The sequence below is a fragment of the Dorea sp. D27 genome (assembly GCF_001185345.1).
Taxonomy (GTDB): domain Bacteria; phylum Bacillota; class Clostridia; order Lachnospirales; family Lachnospiraceae; genus Extibacter.
On the sequence record NZ_KQ236744.1, the window covers coordinates 804,304 to 827,481 of the forward strand.

Here is a 23,178-nt window from a genome sequence, read left to right on the forward strand (position 1 = left end):
AGTGGAGAATACATATGGAAAAGCATAACCAATCAAAGAAAAGGAAAGGCAGGCACACGGCAGGCAAGTTCATTGCACTGATTCAGCTTCTGCTGTCAGTCGGGCTGATTGCTGTTGTCTGGAACAGTGGATTACTACCCGCAAAATATATTGCATCAATGGTTATATTGCTTCTTGTACTGTTCGGGTTGTGCTTTGGAATACAGTATGTGAAGAGCAAATTAAATATAGCGGGAGTTGTCTTGAGTGCCCTTATAAGCATCTGTCTTGCAGCTGGATTATTTTATACGATGCAGGCGGCCCAGATAATGAAAGATGTCGGGGGAGCTTCTTATAAGACTGACAATATGATTGTGGTGGTAAAAAAAGACGATCCTGCTGCGAACCTCTTGGCGGCAAAGAACTACCGTTTCGGCGTGCAGACGACAGTTGACCAGGACAACAACCAAAAGATGGTTGAAGACGTGCAGAAAGTAATAGGCAGGGATATGAAGCTGGAAGAGTACACTACCTTGCAGGAAGAGGCAGAAGCGCTTCTGAAAGGCAGGATTGATGCAGCCATATATAACGAGGCATTTAACGGAATCTTAGAGGACGTGATAGAGGATTATTCGTCCGAGGTAAGAATTTTATACCAATATGGGATAGACACTCCTATCGAACCAGAGGAAGCGGATATAGAGAAGCCGTTTAATATTTATATAAGTGGAATTGACGTCTCGGGACCTATTACGACAAACAGCAGAAGTGATGTAAACATTATTATGACAGTAAATCCCAAGACAAAGAAGATTCTCTTGACGACAACGCCGAGAGACTATTATGTACAGATACCAGGAGTATCCGGTGAGCAGAGGGATAAGCTGACACACGCGGGAATATATGGGGTAGATGTATCTATGGACACGCTGGAACATTTATATGGAATCGACATCAGCTATTATGCAAGAGTTAATTTCACTTCATTGATTACAATTGTGGATGCCCTCGGCGGCATAGATGTATATTCTGATTATGACTTTAAGGCGATGGGGTACAGCTTCAAGCAGGGTATCAACCATTTGGGTGGAGAAGAGTCGCTGGCATTTTCAAGAGAAAGGTATAGCTTTGAATCTGGAGACAACCAGAGAGGAAAAAACCAGGAGGCTGTGTTGACAGCCATCTTACAGAAGGCGATGTCCCCGGCTATATTGACAAGTGCCAATGAGATTCTGAGAAATATTGGTGATTGTGTTGAGACGAATATGACCCAGGATGAGATGTCACGGCTGATTAATATGCAGATTTCAGATGGAACAGCCTGGACGATTGAATCGGCCGCGGCAACGGGCAAGGGGGATAACCAAGGGTGTTATTCATCTGGATCACAGCTGCTGTATGTCATGTGGCCGGATGAAAGTTCGGTTCAGCAGATTACGGAGAATATGAGAAAAATAAGAGAAGAACAGTAGCAGGTTACAAAAGAGCAGTAGGGCGGAGAAGAGTGGTGTGGATGAAAAAAGTACGGCAGGATAAGATAAAAATAATAAAGTTCATCTATAAGCTTGGCATATTGCTGTTTGCATTTTTGCTGGCAATGATAATGTGGGATGTAAGTTATAGCCCGTGGTGGAATGAGGGGGATGAAGGGCGGATAAAGCTGTTAATAATCGCTGCATTGTATTCGATTGTTTATCATGTGCTGGCTAAAATGTACCATGCTTATAGAATAGGCGAATATCGCCTGACGGATCTGGCGTACTTTCATCTGCTGTGTTTCGGGATGGCGGATATGTTTCTCTATGTGGAAGCTACCATATATTATCACAAGCCGGTGTTCATCCTGCCTATCCTGAAGATATTTATAGTCCAGCTGACTGGAATGATGGTCGTTACCTTCGGTTTTAACAGGTGGATAATGAAGTACATGCTTCCGATACGTACGATTATCATATATGGGAAGCATGACTATGAAAGGCTTGCAAAGAAGATAAGGGCATTAAAGAAAGTTCATATATTGACAGGATGTCTGAGTGAAGATGAGGATAAGCAAGAGCTGGAAAAAGCCATCGATAACTGTGATAAGGTATATCTGTATGAAGTAAATGACAGATGTAAGAAATACTATATAAACTATTGTGAAAATAAAGATGCCGAGTTATACATTACAAGAGATATAGAGGAGATTTTGGCTTCGGAATATGAGATATCCCATTCGCTGGACATTCCTTTCATGCGTAAACGGCGGGAGGCGGTGCGGTGGTATTATCCTGCCGCAAAACGGCTTGCAGATATCATCTTTTCGTTATGCGGTCTGATTATCATGTCACCGGTATTGCTTGCAGTAGCGTTGTGCATAAAGCTATATGACAAAGGCCCGGTATTATACAAACAGACGAGGCTGACTGCCGGACACAAAACATTTAAGATATTCAAATTCCGCAGTATGGTTATTGATGCTGAAAAGGCGGGGGCACAGTTAGCGAGCAGAAATGACGACAGGATAACGCCTGTTGGAAAATTTATTCGTATGACAAGGATAGATGAATTCCCTCAGCTGCTTAATGTTATAAAAGGTGATATGTCGATTGTAGGGCCAAGACCCGAACGTCCGGAAATAGAAGAGGAATACTTGAAGGAACTTCCTGAATTTGGCTTGAGGCTGAAGGTCAAGGCAGGCTTGACGGGATATGCACAAGTATTTGGAAAATATAATACAACGCCGTATGACAAGCTCAGGCTGGACTTGCTATATATCAATGAACAGTCGGTGCTGCTGGACCTGAAGCTGATGGTCTGGACGATAAAGATTCTGTTTATTCCGGAGAGTACAGAAGGAATAGAAGATGGAAAAAGAACAGCATCTGACGTATCGCGGGGATTTAAGAAAAATTAACTTAATGCACTAGGAGAAAATACAGATGATTACAACTAAGACACCATTCCGAATGTCATTTTTCGGCGGGGGTACAGACTTTCCGGAATTCTACCGAGAACATGGCGGTGCGGTGCTTTCCACGAGTTTCAACAAATATTGCTACGTCAATGTCAGGCATCTTCCCAGATTCTTCGAGTATACGTCAGAATTAGTATATTCAAAAATTGAAAGGGTAACTGATAATTCCCAGATTGAACATCCGGCAATACGGGAGGCTATGAAATATCTGGAGATGTATGAACTGCGCCTGACTTATGAAGGCGATCTGCCCGCGCGCTCGGGACTGGGGACGAGCAGTTCCTTTTCAGTAGGGATGCTGAATGCCTTTTATGCTCTGAAAGGAAAAAGAGTATCTAAAAGAACGTTAGCTGATGACGCGATTTATCTGGAAAGGACACTGTGTGGCGAGGCCGGGGGCATCCAGGATCAGATTGCAGCATCGTTTGGCGGATTTAACCGGATTGACTTTGGGGCGGACGACTATAAAGTGAGTCCTGTTATTTTGCAGCTGGATCGGAAAAAAGAGCTGAACCGCAGGCTGATGTTGTTCTTTACCGGCTTTTCAAGGTTTTCTTCTGATATTCAAAATGAGGCCCGGCTATCTATCAAGAAAAACGAGAGCCAGCTGTTGGAGATGCTGAAATTGGTAGATGCAGCGGAAGAAGTGCTGACAACGAAATCAGATCTGGCGGAGTTTGGCAGGCTGCTTGATTATACTTGGAAGTTAAAAAGGAATATAACGAAAAAAGTATCTACAGATGCTATTGACTTATGCTATGAAAAAGCAAAATCAGCCGGCGCGGTGGGCGGAAAGCTGCTAGGAGCAGGCGGTGGCGGTTTCTTGCTTTTTTATGTGGAGCCAGAATATCAGGACAAGGTCAGACAGATTCTGAAGGATTTTCTTTATATTCCATTTGAGTTTGAAGAAGATGGAACGCGGGTAATCTATTACGCACCGGAAAGCTTTGATCTGGAGGGTGCCAGGTAATATCAGGGAAGAGAGGACAAGAGATGAAAACCGTTATTATGGCAGGCGGAATGGGGACGAGGATAGCGGCCGTGAATGCATTGGTTCCGAAGCCAATGATAACTATATTGGGAAAACCTATATTAGAATATCAGATTGAGTGTCTGCAAAAGCAGGGCTATACAGATATCATTATTGTCATAGGATATAAAGGAGAGCAGATACAGGCATATTTTAGAGATGGTGCAGATTTTGGCGTGCGGATCGAGTACATCGTTGAACGGACACCGCTGGGAACAGCCGGAGCTTTGTTCTTATTGAAAGATAGAATGGAAGAAGAGTTTCTGCTCATAAATGGAGACATAATATTTGATATCGATATTGGCGGGTTTAGAGAGCATCATAAGAAAAAGGGAGGGAAAGCTACTATTTTTATCCATCCTAACGACCACCCTTTTGACAGTGCAATCATCAAAGTGGATACAGACGGGCGGGTATCCCAATGGCTCAGCAAAGAAGATGAGCGGAAATGGTATAAAAACAGAGTGAATGCCGGATTACATATCTTATCCCCGCACATATTAGATGAGATGGCAGAGCTCAAAAAGATGGATATGGACAGAGATGTATTGAAACAACTGATTCCTCAGGGAATGCTATATGCCTATGACAGCCCCGAGTATGTAAAAGATATGGGGACTCCGGACCGGCTGGCCGAAGTGGAAATGGATATCTTGTCAGGAAAAGTAAAGGGAAAAAATCTGCAAGAAAAACAAAGAGCCATATTTCTGGACAGGGACGGTACGATTAACGAATATGCCGGTTTTTTAAAACATATAGGCGATTTTATATTAATATCAGGGGTAGAAGAAGCAATACGGAAAATCAACAAGTCGGGCTATCTGGCGATAGTGGTTACGAACCAGCCTGTGATTGCCAGAGGGGAAACTACCATTGAAGAATTGGATGAAATCCATAATAAGATGGAGACGCTGCTGGGAAGAGGGGGCGCTTACATAGATGCTCTTTATTACTGTCCGCATCATCCGGATAAAGGCTATGAAGGGGAAAGAGAAGAATATAAAGTAAAGTGCGAGTGCAGAAAACCGGCCCCCGGGTTATTGCTGCGTGCCGCACTTGACTATAACATCGACCTGGGCAGTTCTTGGATGATTGGTGACAGTGAAGCAGATATAGAAGCGGGGAAAGCGGCAGGATGTAAAACGGCAAAAATAGGAAGAGATGAGAAATATACGGATTTACTCAGCTGCATTCAGCAGATTCTGCCATGAAAGAGGAAAGAGCATGAATGAAAAACAGCAACAGCGGATGGATTTTTTAATTGAACGTTATCCTAAGCTGCAAATTGTCGGACAGGAAATAGAAAAGGCATTTAATCTACTGAAGAACTGCTATATTAACAGAGGCAAGATACTCGTAGGAGGCAATGGTGGCAGCGCTGCAGATGCAGAACATATTGTGGGGGAACTGATGAAGGGGTTCCAGTCCAGGAGAGCGCTTGCCTTGGATATGCGCGAACGGCTATGCGATATTGATAATGATCTGGGCTGCACGCTTGCAGACAGTCTGCAGGAAGCGCTGCCGGCAATTGCGCTGGGGAACCATCTGTCACTGTGCAGTGCGTTCGCAAACGACGTGGACGGAAACCAGGTGTATGCGCAGCAAGTATGGGGATATGGACGGAAAGAAGATGTATTGTGGGGAATATCGACATCTGGAAATGCGGTAAATATAAAATATGCGGTCATTGCCGCAAAAGCAAAAGGGATGAAAGTGATAGGACTGACTGGAAAAGATGGCGGATATTTGGGCAGCGCTGCGGATGTGGCGATTAAAGTCCCAGAGATTGAAACGTATCTTGTGCAGGAGCTTCATCTGCCTGTCTATCACAATTTGTGTCTGATGCTGGAAGATGAGTTTTTTTGAGAGGAGAATTTGAAATGGCGGTTTTGATTACTGGAGCAGGTGGAATGGTCGGCTCACACATGGCGGAGATGATGACCAGGGAAGGGATAGAAGTAATAGGAACTTATTATAAACCAACCGTGGATATGTGTGAACTCTCTAAAGATATTAAAATGATAGAGTGTGATGTCCGCTATCCGAATAACATTGGGAGAATTATCAAGCGGTATATGCCGGACCAGGTCTATCATCTGGCGGCACAGAGCTATCCTACGGTATCCTGGGATAAGCCATATGAGACGATGGATATTAATATTGGCGGTACGATAGCGGTATTTGAGACTATAAAAGAGATTCGGGAAAGGTATCCTCAATACGATCCCGTAGTCGTAGTAGCATGTTCCAGCGCAGAGTATGGACAGACGCTGGAGGAGATGGCTGATGGAAAAGTAGAAGAAAATGCACAGTTGAAGCCACTGCATCCATACGGAGTGAGCAAGGTGGGACAAGATCTGCTCGCCTATCAGTATTTTGTGAACGATGGCATCAGAACAATCAGAGCAAGAATTTTTAATACTACGGGAACGAGAAAAAGAAATGATGTCACATCAGATTTTACGAAGAGGGCGATAGAACAGCTGTATGAAAACAAAGAAAATCCGGTTTTATCGGTAGGCAATATCGGCACAGAACGGGCAATTATGGATGTAAAAGATTTGATTGCGGCGCTGAGAGCTCTGGCAGAAAAAGGAAAGGCCGGGGATGTATATAATATCTCGTCGGAGAAGGTGTATAAAATCAGTGACATTATTCGGATGATTGAGAAGGAACTGAAGATAAAGTTCCAACTTCATGTGGATAAAAAATTGCTGCGGCCGACAGATGAAAGAATTATCGTGGGAGATGTTGAGAAACTCAAGCGGGAAACAGGCTGGGAGCAGCAGGTGGGGCTTGAGCAGACTGTAAAAGAAATGCTGGAATATTGGAAATGCAAGTATAAAAGACAGGAGGCGTGAAGAGAAATTGAGAATTGCAATCATAAGTTTTTCTGACAATGTGGATCACCAGGAGATAATCTATTCCTTATATCGGGAACTCACAGATAAATCTGACATATATACGATCGGCATCCAGAATCCTAAATATGAATCACAATTCGATAGTCATAATTTTCTTGTTGATGCACCGAAAAGACCGGGAATCTGTAAGGGGACTTTTCGTGTGAGGGAATACTTGAAAATCTTTCGCATCATAAAGAAATTACATATAGATACCATTTATTTTGAATCGCTGCATGTGTGGAATCTTCCACTCCTTATATTTTTAAGAAAGGTGAAGAAGTTCCATGTAATACACGATATTATCCCACACGAAGGTGACAGGCAGGCAAAAATATTACGTATATTTAACAGACTGATAGGTATATTCGCTGATTATGTTGTCGTCCATAACAGGAAATATATTGATTATCTTTCCCATGCATACAAGGTGAAGCGTTCCAACATAAGATTTATTGATATTTACAAAGATTTTGGAGAATATATACCTCTTAAGGAAACAGGGAACGTCCTGTTTTTGGGACGAATTAATCTGTATAAGGGTGTTGAGTATATGGAAGAGATTATTAGAGGATGTCCGCAGATATCATTTACTATTGTTGGAAGAGCTACAGAAGAGGCAGAAAACTATTTGAAGGCAATGGATTCCTATCCTAATCTGAATCTGGTTCTTGATTACGTTTCCAATGAAGAATATTATTCGTATCTTAAAGATGCAGAAGTAATTATGTTTCCATATAAGACTGCAACCCAGTCTGGTGTTGTGATAGACGCATATAAGGCATCCAGATATGTCGTCGCTTTTGATGTTGGTGCGATGGGAGAACAGATTGAAGATGGTCGTTCTGGAGATTTGATAGAAAGCGGTAATATTGAAGCGTTCTGCCATGCATTAAATCATTATTTTGATTTGCCTTTTGAAGAGAGAGAGCAGAAGTCTCTGGCGGCATGGAACTATGGAATGGAAAAGTATTCTGTCCAGAGAAATGTACGAGAATGGACGAAGCTTATGAATAGTTAGGATATTGTGATGGACAAGTATAAAAGAATATATCATTATATAAAGCTGCTTTTATTAAGAGACGGGTATAAAAGAGCAGAGTATATTAAAAAAAAGAAAATATTTTATAAGATAGGGCGGCACTGCTACTTCTGGCCTGTACGTTTTGGCACCGAACCATGGCTGATTGCCATGGGAGATAACGTTCATGTAGCGACGGGAGTCTCTTTTGTCAATCATGATATCACGTCTTTTATGTTCGGATGGCAGGATCATAAGGAATATACGGTAAGAGTCGGCAGCATAGAGATAGGAAACAATGTCTTTATTGGCTGTAATTCGACCATACTGTATGACACGGTAATAGAAGATAATGTAATAATCGCAGCAGGCAGTCTGGTTACGGGGAATATACCTGGCGGTTCCGTAGTCGGCGGGGTACCGGCCAAGGTTATCGGAGACTATGACAGCTATAGAGAAAAGATTGTTAACTATACAGACTGTGTTCCGTGGAGCGGTGATGAGAAGAACCAAAGGCTGCAGGAAGAGTGGTTTTGGAATAAGTATCGAGGTTAAGAGATGACGGTATATTTAGTGAGCTTTGTTGTGATTTCACTTCTGGCAATAAACGGGTGCAACCGAAGACAGTATAAGATAGCAGGACTTGATATATCCTTTTGGCTGGCGATACTATTGCTTGCCTTAATTGCTGTATTGAGAGAAATAACAGTAGGAGCCGACACGAAAAACTATTATACGTATTATGAAGATATAGCACAGATACATACGTGGCAGAATCTGAGCTATTATGCAGACAGATACCTGATTGAAACAGGCTATATGATATATAACAAACTGCTTGGATTTTTCTTTGAGTCAGGGCAGACGATTACGATATGTAACAGTATTTTATTATTTGCCGCATTGGCAATAATGGTTAAGAAATATTCTGTAAGACCTGTTCTCAGTCTTTTTCTGTACATTTCCCTCGGGATTTATCAGACGGCTCTGAATATGATGCCCAGCAGTATCGCATGTCTGATCGTGTTAGGCAGTTACTGCTTTATAATGGAAAGAAAGCTGTGGAAGTATGTTGCAATGATTGTATTGGCCATGCAGATGCATCAAAGCGTATTTATATTTGCTATCCTTTATTTCCTTCCAAAGATAAAACTGACCAGATTCCGGGCAGCCGCGTTATTTGGTGCAGGTGGTATTGTACTTTTGCTCTATGACAGGCTGCTTCCGGTCATAAGCCTGTTTGTGCCGGAAGTTTACCGGAGATATCTTGCGACATCACAGATTACAAACGGAGTCGTGTTTATTTTCCATATACTAATATTTGTATTTATACTGACCGTAACGGATTTCAAAAAGACAGACGGGACTTTTAATTTATATTTATGGACCTTTATTCTGGAGTTGGAGTTTTATTGGCTGTCTTTCCGGCTGGAGATTTTTTCGAGAGTGTCGTTTTTGTTTAGTCCGGTGCTTATTCTGCTCATACCGTATGTGACAGAAAACATGAGATTTATTAAAAATAAGAAGCTGATGAACGGAATATTTTACTCACTCATCGGGGTTCAGTATGTTCTGAGATTATGTATAAATAATATAGGGAATACGATGCCATATCTGTTCTTTTGGCAATAGGGATAAAAGAGGAATTACGATGGAAAAATGTGGAGTGATAACGTTATATCATAAAAACTATAATTATGGGGGAATACTGCAGGCCTATGCCATGGTTAAAGTAATGGAAAGGCAGGGATATGATGCTGAAGTAATTGATTATTGCCAAAACTACAAAAATTTAGTTATCCACAAGATGAAAAAATTGCAGATGTCAGAAATTATCAGCATATTAAAGAGAAAAGCAGGCTTAAAAATGGTTCATTTTACTACCCCCCGCATTAAGGCCGGGATGAGGAACAGAGTTGTAAACTTCGAAAAATTTATGGAGAAGATACCCCACAGTGCCTCATATGATGAAAGCAGCATCAAAGATTGCAAAGATAAATACAACATTATAGTTGCAGGAAGTGACCAGATCTGGAATCCCGGATTATGGAATGACATCTACTTTTTGAAGTTTGCAGGAGAAAAAACAAAGAAAATATCTTACGCTGCATCTATGGGGGTAGAATTACTGACGGACAGGGAGTCGGAATATCTGCGGTATGCGGTTGAAGATTTGGATGCGGTATCGGTTAGAGAGTATGAAGCAAAAAAGATTATAGAACAAAAGTGCGGCAGACGGTGCGAGGTGTCTCTTGACCCGACGCTGCTGTTAAGCGGGGATGAGTGGAGAACGGTTGGAAGTGGATTACATGAAACGTATGGGAGGTATGCCTTTGTATATCTTGTAGGTGTGGATAAGAGGCAGAGAAAAGCAATCAGAGAGTACTGTGATAAAGAGGGAATAAAGATTCTGTCCATTCCCCATGCACAGGGTCATTACAAGAAAGAAGATGAAGACTTTGCACATATCAAGATATATGAGGCAGGCCCTCAGGAATGGTTATCTCTGATCGATAATGCCCACATCGTTTTTACAGACAGCTTTCACGGATTATGCTTCTCTCTTCTTTTCCACAAAAGGTTCGTTGTTCTTGACAGGACCGACACATCAGGGAAAAAGACAGTCAATAATAACCGCCAGAAAGGTCTTTTGAAAAAAATAGGACTTTCAGAGCGCAAGACAGACGCAAATGTAGAAAACTTCCGGCAAGTGTTCAGAAGAGAGATTGACTGGAGATATATTGATGAACAGTTAAAAGTACAACGAGAACATTCATTGCAGTATCTGAGTGAGAATAGCAAAGGAAGTACAATTGAAGATTAAATATAATAAATTTTTAACCAATCTTTCATATAGTGTCGGGGCAAATATCATATCTGTTATACTTGGGATGGCGGCAATGCTGATTATTCCAAAGTTCATAGGTGTAGATGCCTATGGGTATTACCAATTATACATTTTTTATGTCACTTACAGTTCCATTGCCGCATTAGGTTGGCCGGAAGGAACATATCTGGACATCGGAGGAATGGCTTATCATGATATTGATAAACAGAGTCTATCAGCCCAATACCGTCTGCTTTCGGCGTTCATAGCAATCGTTTTTTCAGTATTATTTGTAATAGTCCTTATATCTCCTTTGACACCGGAGAAAAAAATAGTCTTTTCATTCTCTTGCTTTGCAGGTGCTGTCGTTAATATCTGGAGATATCTTCAGTTTATTATCCAGGCGACAAACAGGATAAAAGAATACAGCCTGACAATCGTAATATGGAGAGGGGGTTCGGTCGGTCTCAGTATTATTGCAGTGCTGTGTGGGGTGAAGAGCTATCTTCTGCTCATTATGCTGGATGCGGCTGGCAGAGTGCTGTCGCTTGTCTATGTCATCTTCTGCTGTAAGGATATTACGTCACGAAAAAGAGTAGATATGAAGCTGGCAGCGGCAGAGGGGAAAAAAGCAATCCAGAGTGGGTATAAGCTATTATTTGCCACGTTAGCGGGAACGATAATTATAGGTATTACGAGATGGTGTATAGAGAATCACTGGAGTATCACGACTTTTGCTGAGGTTACCCTTACTATCAGCATCGCAAATGTATTTCTGCAGTGCATCAATGCAGTTGCCGTCACGCTGTTCCCGGCGCTGCGCAGGGCAGACAGGAAGGAGTTGTCAAGGCTGTATCCGATGATCAACAGCGTCGTCGTAATAGGCTTGTTCGGATGTATGATATTCTATTACCCTATGACCAAACTCCTTATCTGGTGGCTGCCACAGTATGAAGCCAGCATCGGTTATGCTGCATTTCTGCTTCCGATCTGCGTATATGAGTGTAAGAGCTCTGTTCTCGTATCCACCTATCTGAAAACGTTGAGGGAAGAAAAGATTCTATTTAAAATAAACATCGTATCTGTTGCACTGGCATTTGCATTGTCTTTTTTTACCATATATATTTTAGACAGTCTGACAGGAGCAATGCTTGCTATATTAGCCGTATTGGCATACAGGTGCTGCGTGGGTGAAATCAAGATATGTAAGATTATGAAGAGGAGCTGCGTGAAAACTATTGCAGCAGAAACGGTTATGGTGGCCGCTTTTATATTGTGCGGAAGTCTGCTTGAGTGGGCCGGAACCGTGTTATTTGCAGGTATGTTTATACTCTACTTGTTTATGTTTAAAGGAGATGTTAAGGAAATCAAAAAAATAATTATGCGCAAATAGACATGGCGGCAATACGGAATGTCTATTTGTGTCGTATTATTTTGATACTCAAACTACTTGACAAATATATTTTTTGGATATATACTTTGAAAGTCAAAATAATTGAAACACAAAACAATAAAACCGGAAAGCATCAATCCAGACGTAACCGTCTGAAATGTATATCAAGAGGATAATCACATGACAGCAGTAATACACGGAACGGGATCTTATACCCCGTCCTATACGATGGACAACAATGACCTTGCAAGAATTGTAGAGACGAGCGACGAGTGGATCCGTGAACGGACAGGAGTCATTCGCCGACATATTATACAGGAGGAAACTACCGTTTCCATGGCGGCAGAGGCAGCCAGTCGTGCTCTTGAGGACAAAAGGACCCGCCCGGAAGATATCGATCTGATACTTGTGGCAACGATTTCTTCTGATGTCATCCTTCCCTGTGCGGCCTGCTGTGTGCAGAAAGCTATCGGCGCGGTCAATGCGACCTGCTTTGACCTGGGCGGCGCGGCATGCTCGGGGTTTGTTTTTGCTTATAATACTGCAATGGCATACATTGCAAGCGGTATGTACAACTGTGCTCTGGTGATTGGCAGTGAAAGCCTGTCCACCCTTACAAACTGGAAGGACCGCGGGACGTGTATCCTGTTTGGCGACGGTGCGGGAGCGGCGGTTCTGAAAGCTGCAAGTGGACGTGTGTATCAATCTGTAACACATTCTGACGGATGGAAAGGTGATGCATTAACATGCAAGAGCCGTTACGTAAAGAACTGGAAGAGTCTTCCTGAGGAAGAGACGTATATGCAGATGGACGGCCAGGCGGTGTTCAAATTTGCAGCACGGCGCGTTCCGGAAGTAATTCGTGAGGTGTTGGACATGAATGAGCTGTCTGCGCAGGATATTGACTATTACGTCCTCCACCAGGCGAATAAGCGTATTGTAGAAGCCGTTGCAAAAAGGCTTGGGGAAGATATGGAAAAATTTCCTATGAATCTTCAGGAATACGGCAATACGTCATCTGCAAGTATTCCTATATTGCTAGATGAAATGAACAGAGACGGACGGTTGAAAAAGGGGCAGCGGATTATTATCGCGGGATTCGGCGCAGGCCTTTCCTGGGGAGCGAGCGTCCTTGAATGGCAGTAAGTTACGCCTTCTGGCGAAACTATATAAAAAATGTTTATAAAGGAGAATGACGATGTTAGACAAGATTAAATCAATGGTAGCAGAAAACTTAGGAGTAGAGGAGAGCACAATCACAGAAACTTCTTCCTTCAAAGATGACCTGGGTGCAGACTCTCTTGACTTATTTGAATTAGTGATGGCGCTGGAAGAAGAGTTCGGCGTGGAGATTCCGACGGAAGACCTGGAGCAGATTGCAACAGTCGGCGATGTTATCAAATACGTAGAAGCACACAAATAAACAGAACGAATAAAGCGAGGTTGGCAGTATGAAGACAGAAGTAACCAGATTATTGGGAATTGAATATCCGATTATCCAGGGGGGCATGGCCTGGGTCGCAGAGTACCATCTGGCAGCGGGAGTATCCGAGGCCGGCGGGCTTGGACTTATCGGCGCGGCAAGTGCTCCGGCAGACTGGGTGAGAGACCAGGTCAGGGAGGCGAAGAAGCTGACAGATAAGCCGTTCGGGGTGAACATCATGCTCATGAGCCCCTATGCGGATGAAGTGGCTAAGGTAATCGTTGAAGAAGGCGTGAAAGTTGTCACGACCGGAGCCGGTAATCCTGAAAAATACATGAAAATGTGGAAAGAGGTAGGAGTGAAGGTGATTCCTGTGGTTGCTTCTGTAGCCCTTGCAAAACGTATGGAACGCTGCGGCGCGGACGCTGTCGTGGCAGAAGGATGCGAGGCCGGCGGTCATATCGGCGAGAATACGACGATGGTGCTTGTGCCGCAGATTGTGGATGCGGTACATATCCCTGTCATCGCCGCGGGAGGCATCGCGGATGGCAGAGGCGCAGCCGCAGCATTTATGCTCGGAGCGCAGGGCATACAGATGGGCACACATTTTGTGGTGACGGATGAATCCATCGTGCATGACAATTACAAAGAGAGAATCATCAAGGCGAAGGATATCGATTCCAGAGTGACGGGAAGAACGACCGGACATCCGGTGCGGGCACTTCGCAACGAGATGACGAAGAAATATATGGAACTGGAAAATAACGGAGCAAGTTTTGAAGAACTGGAGTACCTTACGCTTGGAGGCCTGAGGAAAGCGGTTGTGGACGGCGATGTGAAGAACGGAAGCGTCATGGCAGGACAGATTGCAGGCATGGTAAAAGAGAGAATGTCGTGCAAAGAGCTGATTCAGAAGCTGGTAAGCGAGACAGACGCGCTGGTAAAAGGAGCGAAGGTCTATGAGTAAGATTGCATTTATCTATCCGGGCCAGGGGTCACAGAAAGCAGGGATGGGAGCAGATTTCTACAAGAACAGCCCCATTGCCCGGGACATATACGATAAAGCCTCCGAAGCGCTCGGACTGGATATGAAAGCGCTGTGCTTCGAGGAAAATGAAAAGCTTGATCTGACAGAATATACACAGGCGGCACTCGTGACGACGTGCCTGGCCATAACAGAAACTTTGAACGATGCGGCAAAGGGGTCATCAGCCATGCCGTCAGAAAGCGGAGGGGGCCTGACCCCGGCGGTCACCGCGGGCTTAAGCCTCGGAGAGTATTGCGCCGTTGCAGCCGCAGGAGGGATGGATGTTATGGACGCTGTCCGTCTTGTGCGTAAGCGCGGCATACTGATGCAGAACACCGTGCCTGCGGGAGTGGGAGCCATGGCGGCTATCCTCGGCATGACGGGGGAAGCCATTGAGCAGGTGACAGATGATATGGCGGGGGTTACGATTGCCAATTATAACTGCCCGGGTCAGATTGTCATTACCGGAGAGGCAAAAGCGGTAGAAGAGGCCTGTGACGCGCTGAAAGCAGCAGGGGCTAAAAGGGCTGTCGCGCTTAACGTAAGCGGGCCGTTTCATTCGCCCATGCTGAAGGAGGCAGGCAGCAGGCTTGCGGCAGAACTGGAAAAAGTTGAGCTTCATGAGCTGGCGGTGCCGTATGTGACGAACGTGACTGCCAAAAAGGTGATGGACATCGCGCAGACAAAAGCACTGCTTGCGGAACAGGTAAGCATGCCGGTGCGCTGGCAGCAGAGCGTGGAGACGATGACAGCAGACGGTGTGGATATATTCATAGAGATAGGACCGGGCAGGACACTGGCCGGCTTCATGAAGAAGATCAACCGGGCTGTTACGGTATATAATATTGCAGAATGGGCTGACATGGAGAAGGTAATCAGCGCTTGCAGATTGGATTAGAAGGAGGCACGGCATGGAAGGAAAAGTAGCACTTGTCACAGGAGGATCGCGGGGCATAGGCCGGGCAATTGCCCTGGAACTTGCCAAAGGAGGCGCCACGGTAGTAATTAACTATAACGGCTCCCAGGATAAGGCGATGGATTTGAAAGAGGAGATAGAGAGCAGAGGCGGAAGGGCAGAGGTATATCAGTGTAATGTTTCTGACTTTGCAAAATGCGAAGAGCTTGTTCAAGGCATCGTAAAGCAGTTTGGAAGCCTGGATATTCTTGTCAATAACGCCGGCATTACAAAGGATGGGCTGTTGATGAAGATGTCTGAAGAAGACTTCGACAAAGTGATTGATGTCAACTTAAAAGGTGCATTCAATACGATTCGTTTCGCTTCCCGCCAGATGCTGAAGCAGAGGAGCGGGAGAATTATCAATCTGTCCTCTGTGGTGGGTGTTGCGGGCAATGCCGGCCAGGCAAACTATGCGTCGTCCAAGGCAGGCGTCATCGGGCTTACGAAGGCGGCGGCCAAGGAACTTGCATCCCGTGGCATTACGGTGAACGCGATTGCCCCCGGTTTTATAGAGACAGACATGACAGATGCTTTGCCGGAGAAGGTAAAAGAGGCAACGGTATCCCAGATACCACTCGCAAGGTTTGGCAGGCCGGAAGATGTGGCGAAGCTGGCTGCATTTCTCGCGTCAGAGGCGTCCGCATATATAACCGGACAGGTAATCCACGTAGACGGCGGCATGGTAATGTAGCATAAGTGCAGATGATAGAGGGAGACAGCGATATGAAGAAAAGAGTTGTGGTTACAGGACTGGGAGCAGTGACTCCGATAGGAAATTCTGTAGAAGAGTTCTGGTCCGGTATCAAAGAGTCAAAGGTAGGTATCGGAGAGATAACGAAATTTGATACAACAGAATATAAAGTGAAGCTTGCGGCGGAGGTTAAGGATTTCTCGGCAAAAGACCATATGGATTTCAAAGCTGCAAAACGGATGGAATTATTTTCCCAGTATGCGGTAGCTGCGGCTCTGGAAGCATATAAGGATTCTGGACTTGATATTGGACGGGAGGACGCCTACCGGGCGGGAGTCATCGTAGGTTCAGGCATCGGCAGCCTGCAGCGTGTGGAGCAGGAACATACGAAGATTAAAGAAAAGGGGCCGGGCAGGGTGAATCCGCTCATGGTGCCTCTTATGATTTCCAATATGGCAGCAGGAAACATTTCCATACAGCTCGGTTTCAAGGGGAAATGTACCAATGTGGTGACTGCCTGTGCATCGGGCACGAACTGTATCGGAGATGCTTACCGGGCAATCCAGTACGGAGATGCCGACGTCATGATTGCAGGTGGGACGGAGAGCTGCATCTGTCCGACAGGCGTGGCGGGCTTTACAAGCCTGACCGCACTCTCTACATCCACAGACCCGAAGCGCGCTTCTATTCCATTTGACAGGGACAGAAATGGATTTGTCCTCGGCGAGGGTGCCGGTGTCGTCATGCTGGAAGAGCTGGAGCATGCCAGGAAACGAGGTGCCAGAATATATGCGGAAGTAGCAGGCTATGGTTCCACGGGGGACGCGTACCACATCACGTCACCGTCAGAGGACGGAGGGGGAGCTGCTAAGGCAATGACCCTGGCAATAGAGGAGGGCGGAATCAAACCGTCACAGGTTGATTATATCAATGCGCACGGAACGAGCACCCATCACAATGACCTGTTCGAGACAAGGGCAATCAAGCTGGCGCTTGGGGAGGCGGCAAAAGACGTCGTAATCAATTCCACCAAATCTATGATTGGCCATCTCCTTGGAGCAGCCGGCGGAGTGGAGTTTATCACTTGCGTAAAGTCCATACAGGACGGATTCATCCACCAGACGGCCGGTACGGAGACCGTGGACGAAGGGTGCGATTTAAACTATGCGGTCGGGGCACCGATAGAGAAGGACCTCACATACGTGCTTACCAATTCCCTCGGGTTCGGCGGGCATAACGCAACCTTATTAGTGAAGAAATACGAAGGTTAGAAAGGACTTAAAGATTATGGAAATTAAACATCTGCTATCACTTATAGAAGCCGTATCAGAGTCAGAGCTGACCGGATTAAAATACGAAGAAAACGGAGTAAAGCTTCATCTCACAAAGAAACAGGATAACGTGCACGTCGTGGCTGCCGGGCAGGCTGCCATGACCGGGGCGTCCGCGGCGGCCCCAATGGCAGCTTCCGCCCAGAGCGACGCGGCACAAAAAGAAGAGCCGGAAGCAGCCGCTTTATCAGCTCGGCCCCAAGGGAAGATTGTAGAATCTCCCCTTGTAGGAACCTTCTACACAGCACCGTCAGAAGACGCCGAAGCCTTCGTGTCCGTCGGCGATACCGTAAAAAAGGGCCAGACACTGGCAATTGTAGAGGCTATGAAATTGATGAACGAGATAGAGAGCGACTACGACGGCACAATCACAGAAATACTAGTAGAAAACGGCCAGGCAGTAGAATACGGCCAGCCATTGTTCCGCATTCGCTAATAAAGGTACAGGACAAAATGCAATCAGGTACAGGGCAAAGTTCAATTTGGGACGTAACCCTTTTGAAAAAGATCACGTCCCCAAGGAGGAATTATGAATCATTTGGACATCAGTCAGATTAAGAAAATCATCCCTCACCGTCATCCATTTCTTCTGGTTGACTATATCGAGGATTACGAGCCGGGACAATATGCAATCGGCTATAAATGTGTCACATACAGAGAGGACTTCTTTGCGGGCCATTTCCCCCAGGAACCGGTGATGCCGGGCGTGCTTACTGTAGAGGCGCTTGCGCAGGTGGGAGCAGTGGCCATCCTGAGCCAGGAGGCGAATGAAGGTAAGATTGCTTATTTCGGCGGTATCAACAAATGCAAGTTCAAGGGCAAAATCATACCCGGAGACAAGGTACGCCTGGAGACGAAGATTATCAAGCAGAAGGGGCCTGTCGGTATAGGAGAAGCTATAGCATCCGTGGACGGCAAGACAGTCGTAAGCGCGGAACTGACATTTATGATTGGATAGGTGAGTTACATGATTAAGAAGATATTGATTGCCAACCGCGGCGAGATTGCGGTGCGCATCATCCGTGCATGCCGGGAGATGGGGATAGAAACGGTGGCTGTATATTCAAAAGCAGATAAAGATGCCCTACACACACAGCTGGCTGACGAGGCTGTATGCATCGGTCCTGCTCCGTCGAGCGAGAGCTATCTGAGTATGGACCGGATCATCAGCGCGACGATAATTACGGGGGCAGACGCCATCCATCCAGGATTTGGATTTCTGTCCGAGAACAGTAAATTTGCAGAACTGTGTGAACAGTGCAACATTACATTCATCGGCCCGGGCTCCGACGTAATCGCCAGACTCGGGAACAAGCAGGAAGCGAGAAATACCATGACTGCGGCAGGGGTACCGGTCATACCTGGGAGCACAGAGCCTATATATGATGCGGAGACTGGTGCCGGCATAGCGGCCCAGATTGGCTACCCGGTTATCGTGAAGGCGGCTCTCGGAGGAGGCGGCAAGGGGATGCGGGTGGCAGAGACGCCGGAGGAATTCCCTCAGGCATTCCAGACTGCCCAGAAAGAGACGCAGATGGCGTTTGGCGACAGTACAATGTATATCGAACACTTTGTACAACAGCCAAGACATATCGAGTTTCAGATCTTAGCGGACAGCCAGGGACACGTGATACACCTTGGAGAGCGTGACTGCTCTATCCAGAGGAACCACCAGAAGATGATAGAAGAATCCCCTTCCGTAGCGCTGGATGAAAATCTCAGGAAGAAGATGGGTGACGCGGCGGTTAAGGCAGCGAAGGCGGCAGGATATGTCAATGCCGGTACGATAGAATTTCTGCTGGAGAAAAGCGGGAACTTTTACTTTATGGAAATGAATACGCGGATCCAGGTAGAACATCCGGTAACCGAATGGGTAACCGGCATTGATTTGATCAAAGAGCAGATACGTATTGCTTCCGGCAGACCTCTTTCCTACACACAGGAAGAGATACAGCTGTCCGGCCATGCCATCGAGTGCAGGATCAATGCGGAGAATCCGTCGAAAGGCTTCCGCCCTTCCCCAGGCACGATAACAGACATGTATCTTCCGGGAGGCAAAGGAATCCGTATAGATTCGGCAATCTACAGCGGGTATACGATTCCCCCTTTCTACGACTCCATGGTAGCGAAGCTCATCGTATGGGCCAAGAACCGAAAAGAAGCGATACGTAAGATGCAGAGCGCCCTCGGCGAAGTGATTATCGAAGGAATTGATACAAATGTAGACTACCAGTATGAGATATTAGGCCATCCTGATTATCAGGCAGGCAACATAGACATTGAATTTATTGAGAAAATGTAAAGGTGAGCTCCTATGAAATTAGAAAATATGTTCAAGAAGACAAGGCTTTCTTCCAGCCGGAAGAATTACATCTCGCTTAAGGAAGCCAAGCCGGAAGTGCCTCAGGGACTTTTGAGAAAATGTAATCGATGCGGCCAGGCTATCATTACGGAAGACGTAAAAGCAGGTGGTTACATCTGTCCAAAGTGTGGAGGATATTTCCGGGTACATGCATACCGCAGGATAGAGATGGTAGCTGACGAAGGAACATTTGAAGAATGGGACAAAGGACTTACGACAAGAAACCCTCTGGACTATAAAGGGTATGAAGAGAAGCTGGAAGCTCTGAAGGAGAAGACAGGACTGGAAGAGGCGGTCATTACGGGCAAAGCCCGTATAGACGGAACAGATGCGGTAATCGCCGTATGTGACGGCCGCTTTCTCATGGCCAGCATGGGAGAAGTTGTCGGAGAGAAGATAGCAAGGGCGGTGGAGCGGGCCACAGAGGTAAAGCTTCCGGTCATTATATTTGCCTGCTCCGGGGGCGCAAGGATGCAGGAAGGCATCACTTCCCTTATGCAGATGGCAAAGACGTCCGCCGCGCTGAAAAGACACAGTGATGCCGGACATCTGTATATCAGTGTGCTGACAGATCCGACAACCGGCGGTGTGACGGCCAGCTTTGCCATGCTGGGAGATATCATCCTGGCGGAACCGGGCGCGCTCATAGGCTTCGCAGGACCAAGGGTTATTGAGCAGACAATCGGCCAGAAGCTGCCAAAGGGGTTCCAGCGTTCCGAGTTTCTGCTTGCACATGGATTCATAGATGGAATTATTGAGCGGCCAAAGCTCAAAGGCACGCTATCACGTATTCTTAAGCTCCATGCCGGATGCGGGAAGACGGCGGCCGGTATTCCGGAAAAGGATATCATTCCGGAACAATATAATAAAGTAGCGTCTGCATGGGACCGGGTGGAAATATCGAGGATGAAAGACCGCCCGGTGGGGGAAGACTACATCCACGCCATGTTTACAGATTTTATAGAGTTCCACGGAGACCGGTGTTTTGCAGATGACAAGGCCATTATCGGGGGAGTAGGAAGGTTTGGCGGCCGTCCTGTGACGGTTATCGCTCAGGCCAAGGGGACAAATACGAAGGAAAATATTGAACGTAATTTTGGCATGCCGTCCCCGGACGGATATCGGAAAGCACTGCGACTCATGAAACAGGCGGAAAAGTTCCGCCGTCCCGTCATCTGCTTTGTTGATACGCCTGGCGCATTCTGTGGGCTGGAGGCAGAAGAGCGGGGGCAGGGCGAGGCAATTGCCAGATGCATCTATGAAATGTCCGCACTCAAGGTGCCTGTATTATCTGTCATAATCGGAGAAGGCGGAAGCGGCGGTGCCCTTGCCATGGCGACATCGGATGAAGTATGGATGCTGGAGAACTCGGTGTACTCTATCCTGTCCCCGGAAGGATTTGCCAGTATTCTGTGGAAGGACAGCACACGGGCAAAAGAGGCGGCAGAGGTCATGAAGCTTACGGCCGGAGATCTGCTTGAGGCGGGAATCGTCGAGCGCATCATAAAAGAGCCGGGACACTATACGATACAAAACCTGGAAGAGGTTGCATCAAAGCTTAAGAAATATATGGAGGGATTTCTCGGAACTTACGGGCAGATGTCGGAAGAAGAGCTGACTGAGCACAGATATAAGCGGTTCCGCAGAATGTAGGAGATGTCAGGATGAAAACAGCACCGTTGGTAATGGGAAATATCAGAGCAGAGGTACCAGTCATACAGGGCGGTATGGGCGTCGGAATCAGTCTGGGCGGCCTGGCCGGGGCTGTGGCACGAGAGGGCGGTACAGGGATAATCTCTGCCGCCCAGATTGGTTTTAAAGAACCTGATTTTGACAGGAATACGCTGGAGGCAAACCTGCGGGCAATCCGGAAAGAATATGACAAGGCCAGGCAGGCGGCGCCGCATGGAGTAATCGGGTTCAATATCATGGTGGCGATGCGCCATTATGAGACATACGTACGTGCGGCGATAGAGACAGGAGCGGACTTGATTATCTCTGGCGCAGGTCTTCCGACAGAACTTCCGAAGATTGCCGGTGATTCAGAGGTGAAGCTGGCCCCCATCGTTTCCACGGATAAATCTGCCCAGGTAATTTTAAAATACTGGGATAGAAAATATAAGCGTATCCCAGATCTGCTCGTTATCGAAGGACCGGAGGCCGGAGGTCATCTCGGGTTTACGAGGGAACAGCTGGAGATATTTGGAGGGGATTCCTATGATGCGGAGATTCTGAGGATAATGGAGACAGTAAAGGGATATGAAGACAAATATAGCCGGAAGATACCCGTTGCAATCGCAGGAGGGATAGAGACTGCCTCACAGGCCGCCCACGCATTTTCCCTCGGGGCAGATGCCATACAGGTGGCCAGCAGGTTCGTCACGACGGAAGAGTGTGATGCAGACAACCGTTATAAAGAAGCGTACTTAAGAGCCGGGGAAAAAGATATTGTTATCGTTAAAAGCCCGGTCGGCATGCCGGGGAGAGCGATTAAGAATTCATTTATGGAGCAGGTGCTGTCAGGGAAGAGAATACCTCACAGCCCGTGTCATGGCTGCCTTCACAAATGCAGCCCGGACGAGATTCCGTACTGCATTACGGACGCGCTTATCCATGCGGCCAGAGGAGAGGTGGAGGACGCGCTTCTGTTCTGCGGAGCCAATGCATATAAGGCAGAACGGATAGAAACCGTAAAAGAAGTTATTGATTCTCTTCTGCCGGAGAGGGTATAATGGTAGACAGGTAAATGTTGTTGGCATTCAAAGAGGGAGCGTAAGATGGAAAACGCTTATAAGACGATTAACCATATACTGGTGAACTTGATCAATGAGATATGGGAGCTGGAGGAAAAGGCAATTATTACAGAGGAGTTCAAAGACCTGACGAATAATGACATGCATGTGATAGAGGCGGTTGGCCTCGGGGACGGTAATAATATGTCAGCGATAGCCCGCAGGCTTGGCATCACCGTAGGCTCTCTCACTACTGCCATGAACAGCCTTGTGAATAAAAAGTACGTGGAGCGCAGGAGAAGCGAGGAAGACAGAAGGGTCGTGTATGTAAAGCTGACGGATAAAGGGGTAAGCGCATACAGGCACCATGAAGACTATCACCGCCAGATGACACAGGCCATACTGGATAAGCTCAGCGAAGACGAGATTCCGGTACTGGTTAAGACGCTGGACGCTCTTGATGATTTCTTCTGCGGCTACAGCCAGCACCGAGACGACGGGAAGGGCAGCAGGAGTTAAGAAGGCAGAGTACAGAAGGCAGGAGA

General features: G+C 46.3%; 23 protein-coding genes. All 23 read left to right on the plus strand.

What is annotated here, in order from left to right; genetic code table 11:
* Positions 1-14: 14 nt before the first annotated feature.
* The gene (locus HMPREF0980_RS10335) at positions 15-1,451 is read left to right on the plus strand and encodes an LCP family protein (RefSeq protein WP_049728971.1); all 1,437 of its coding nucleotides are present in this window, start codon (positions 15-17) and stop codon (positions 1,449-1,451) included.
* Positions 1,452-1,492: 41 nt separating this feature from the next.
* A complete protein-coding gene (locus tag HMPREF0980_RS18645; protein ID WP_084002730.1) occupies positions 1,493-2,875 on the plus strand; it encodes an exopolysaccharide biosynthesis polyprenyl glycosylphosphotransferase in 1,383 nt (460 codons plus the stop codon).
* Between the two features lie 25 nt (positions 2,876-2,900).
* Positions 2,901-3,905 (plus strand): GHMP family kinase ATP-binding protein, encoded by a 1,005-nt coding sequence (locus tag HMPREF0980_RS10345; protein WP_049728972.1) that lies wholly within the window; start codon positions 2,901-2,903, stop codon positions 3,903-3,905.
* Between the two features lie 23 nt (positions 3,906-3,928).
* Positions 3,929-5,176 (plus strand): HAD-IIIA family hydrolase, encoded by a 1,248-nt coding sequence (locus HMPREF0980_RS10350; protein ID WP_049728973.1) that lies wholly within the window; start codon positions 3,929-3,931, stop codon positions 5,174-5,176.
* Positions 5,177-5,189: 13 nt separating this feature from the next.
* The gene (locus tag HMPREF0980_RS10355; protein WP_049728974.1) at positions 5,190-5,831 is read left to right on the plus strand and encodes a D-sedoheptulose-7-phosphate isomerase; all 642 of its coding nucleotides are present in this window, start codon (positions 5,190-5,192) and stop codon (positions 5,829-5,831) included.
* A 14-nt stretch (positions 5,832-5,845) separates the two neighbouring features.
* Positions 5,846-6,826 carry a GDP-mannose 4,6-dehydratase gene (locus HMPREF0980_RS10360; RefSeq protein WP_049728975.1) on the plus strand — a complete coding sequence of 327 codons (981 nt, stop codon included), beginning with the start codon at positions 5,846-5,848 and terminating at the stop codon, positions 6,824-6,826.
* Between the two features lie 7 nt (positions 6,827-6,833).
* Positions 6,834-7,889 (plus strand): glycosyltransferase family 4 protein, encoded by a 1,056-nt coding sequence (locus HMPREF0980_RS10365; protein WP_049728976.1) that lies wholly within the window; start codon positions 6,834-6,836, stop codon positions 7,887-7,889.
* Positions 7,890-7,898: 9 nt separating this feature from the next.
* Positions 7,899-8,444, plus strand: a complete 546-nt coding sequence (locus HMPREF0980_RS10370; protein ID WP_049728977.1) for an acyltransferase — start codon at positions 7,899-7,901, stop codon at positions 8,442-8,444.
* 3 nt (positions 8,445-8,447) lie between these two features.
* The gene (locus HMPREF0980_RS10375; protein WP_049728978.1) at positions 8,448-9,521 is read left to right on the plus strand and encodes an EpsG family protein; all 1,074 of its coding nucleotides are present in this window, start codon (positions 8,448-8,450) and stop codon (positions 9,519-9,521) included.
* A gap of 19 nt (positions 9,522-9,540) precedes the next feature.
* Positions 9,541-10,713 carry a polysaccharide pyruvyl transferase family protein gene (locus tag HMPREF0980_RS10380; protein ID WP_049728979.1) on the plus strand — a complete coding sequence of 391 codons (1,173 nt, stop codon included), beginning with the start codon at positions 9,541-9,543 and terminating at the stop codon, positions 10,711-10,713.
* Positions 10,703-12,109 carry a lipopolysaccharide biosynthesis protein gene (locus tag HMPREF0980_RS10385; RefSeq protein WP_049728980.1) on the plus strand — a complete coding sequence of 469 codons (1,407 nt, stop codon included), beginning with the start codon at positions 10,703-10,705 and terminating at the stop codon, positions 12,107-12,109. The genes HMPREF0980_RS10380 and HMPREF0980_RS10385 overlap by 11 nt, the downstream gene beginning before the upstream one ends.
* A 180-nt stretch (positions 12,110-12,289) precedes the next feature.
* On the plus strand, positions 12,290-13,255 hold the full coding sequence (locus tag HMPREF0980_RS10390; RefSeq protein WP_049728981.1) for a beta-ketoacyl-ACP synthase III: 966 nt from the start codon (positions 12,290-12,292) through the stop codon (positions 13,253-13,255).
* 52 nt (positions 13,256-13,307) lie between these two features.
* A complete protein-coding gene (locus HMPREF0980_RS10395; RefSeq protein WP_049728982.1) occupies positions 13,308-13,532 on the plus strand; it encodes an acyl carrier protein in 225 nt (74 codons plus the stop codon).
* 28 nt (positions 13,533-13,560) lie between these two features.
* Positions 13,561-14,499 carry an enoyl-[acyl-carrier-protein] reductase FabK gene (fabK, locus tag HMPREF0980_RS10400; protein WP_049728983.1) on the plus strand — a complete coding sequence of 313 codons (939 nt, stop codon included), beginning with the start codon at positions 13,561-13,563 and terminating at the stop codon, positions 14,497-14,499.
* Positions 14,492-15,457 carry an ACP S-malonyltransferase gene (fabD, locus tag HMPREF0980_RS10405; RefSeq protein ID WP_049728984.1) on the plus strand — a complete coding sequence of 322 codons (966 nt, stop codon included), beginning with the start codon at positions 14,492-14,494 and terminating at the stop codon, positions 15,455-15,457. Before fabK ends, fabD begins: the two co-directional genes overlap by 8 nt.
* Before the next feature lie 13 nt (positions 15,458-15,470).
* On the plus strand, positions 15,471-16,208 hold the full coding sequence (gene fabG / locus HMPREF0980_RS10410; protein WP_049728985.1) for a 3-oxoacyl-[acyl-carrier-protein] reductase: 738 nt from the start codon (positions 15,471-15,473) through the stop codon (positions 16,206-16,208).
* Between the two features lie 32 nt (positions 16,209-16,240).
* Entirely contained in the window at positions 16,241-17,479 is a 1,239-nt protein-coding gene (fabF, locus tag HMPREF0980_RS10415) for a beta-ketoacyl-ACP synthase II (RefSeq protein WP_049728986.1), read from the plus strand.
* A 16-nt stretch (positions 17,480-17,495) separates the two neighbouring features.
* Positions 17,496-17,975 carry an acetyl-CoA carboxylase biotin carboxyl carrier protein gene (gene accB / locus HMPREF0980_RS10420; protein WP_049728987.1) on the plus strand — a complete coding sequence of 160 codons (480 nt, stop codon included), beginning with the start codon at positions 17,496-17,498 and terminating at the stop codon, positions 17,973-17,975.
* A gap of 93 nt (positions 17,976-18,068) precedes the next feature.
* The gene (fabZ, locus tag HMPREF0980_RS10425; RefSeq protein ID WP_049728988.1) at positions 18,069-18,497 is read left to right on the plus strand and encodes a 3-hydroxyacyl-ACP dehydratase FabZ; all 429 of its coding nucleotides are present in this window, start codon (positions 18,069-18,071) and stop codon (positions 18,495-18,497) included.
* 9 nt (positions 18,498-18,506) lie between these two features.
* Positions 18,507-19,841 carry an acetyl-CoA carboxylase biotin carboxylase subunit gene (locus HMPREF0980_RS10430; protein WP_049728989.1) on the plus strand — a complete coding sequence of 445 codons (1,335 nt, stop codon included), beginning with the start codon at positions 18,507-18,509 and terminating at the stop codon, positions 19,839-19,841.
* Between the two features lie 12 nt (positions 19,842-19,853).
* On the plus strand, positions 19,854-21,554 hold the full coding sequence (locus tag HMPREF0980_RS10435; RefSeq protein WP_049728990.1) for an acetyl-CoA carboxylase carboxyl transferase subunit: 1,701 nt from the start codon (positions 19,854-19,856) through the stop codon (positions 21,552-21,554).
* 11 nt (positions 21,555-21,565) lie between these two features.
* Positions 21,566-22,633 (plus strand): NAD(P)H-dependent flavin oxidoreductase, encoded by a 1,068-nt coding sequence (locus tag HMPREF0980_RS10440; RefSeq protein ID WP_049728991.1) that lies wholly within the window; start codon positions 21,566-21,568, stop codon positions 22,631-22,633.
* 45 nt (positions 22,634-22,678) lie between these two features.
* Complete coding sequence (locus HMPREF0980_RS10445; protein WP_049728992.1) at positions 22,679-23,152, plus strand: MarR family winged helix-turn-helix transcriptional regulator; 474 nt, start codon at positions 22,679-22,681, stop codon at positions 23,150-23,152.
* Positions 23,153-23,178: the final 26 nt, after the last annotated feature.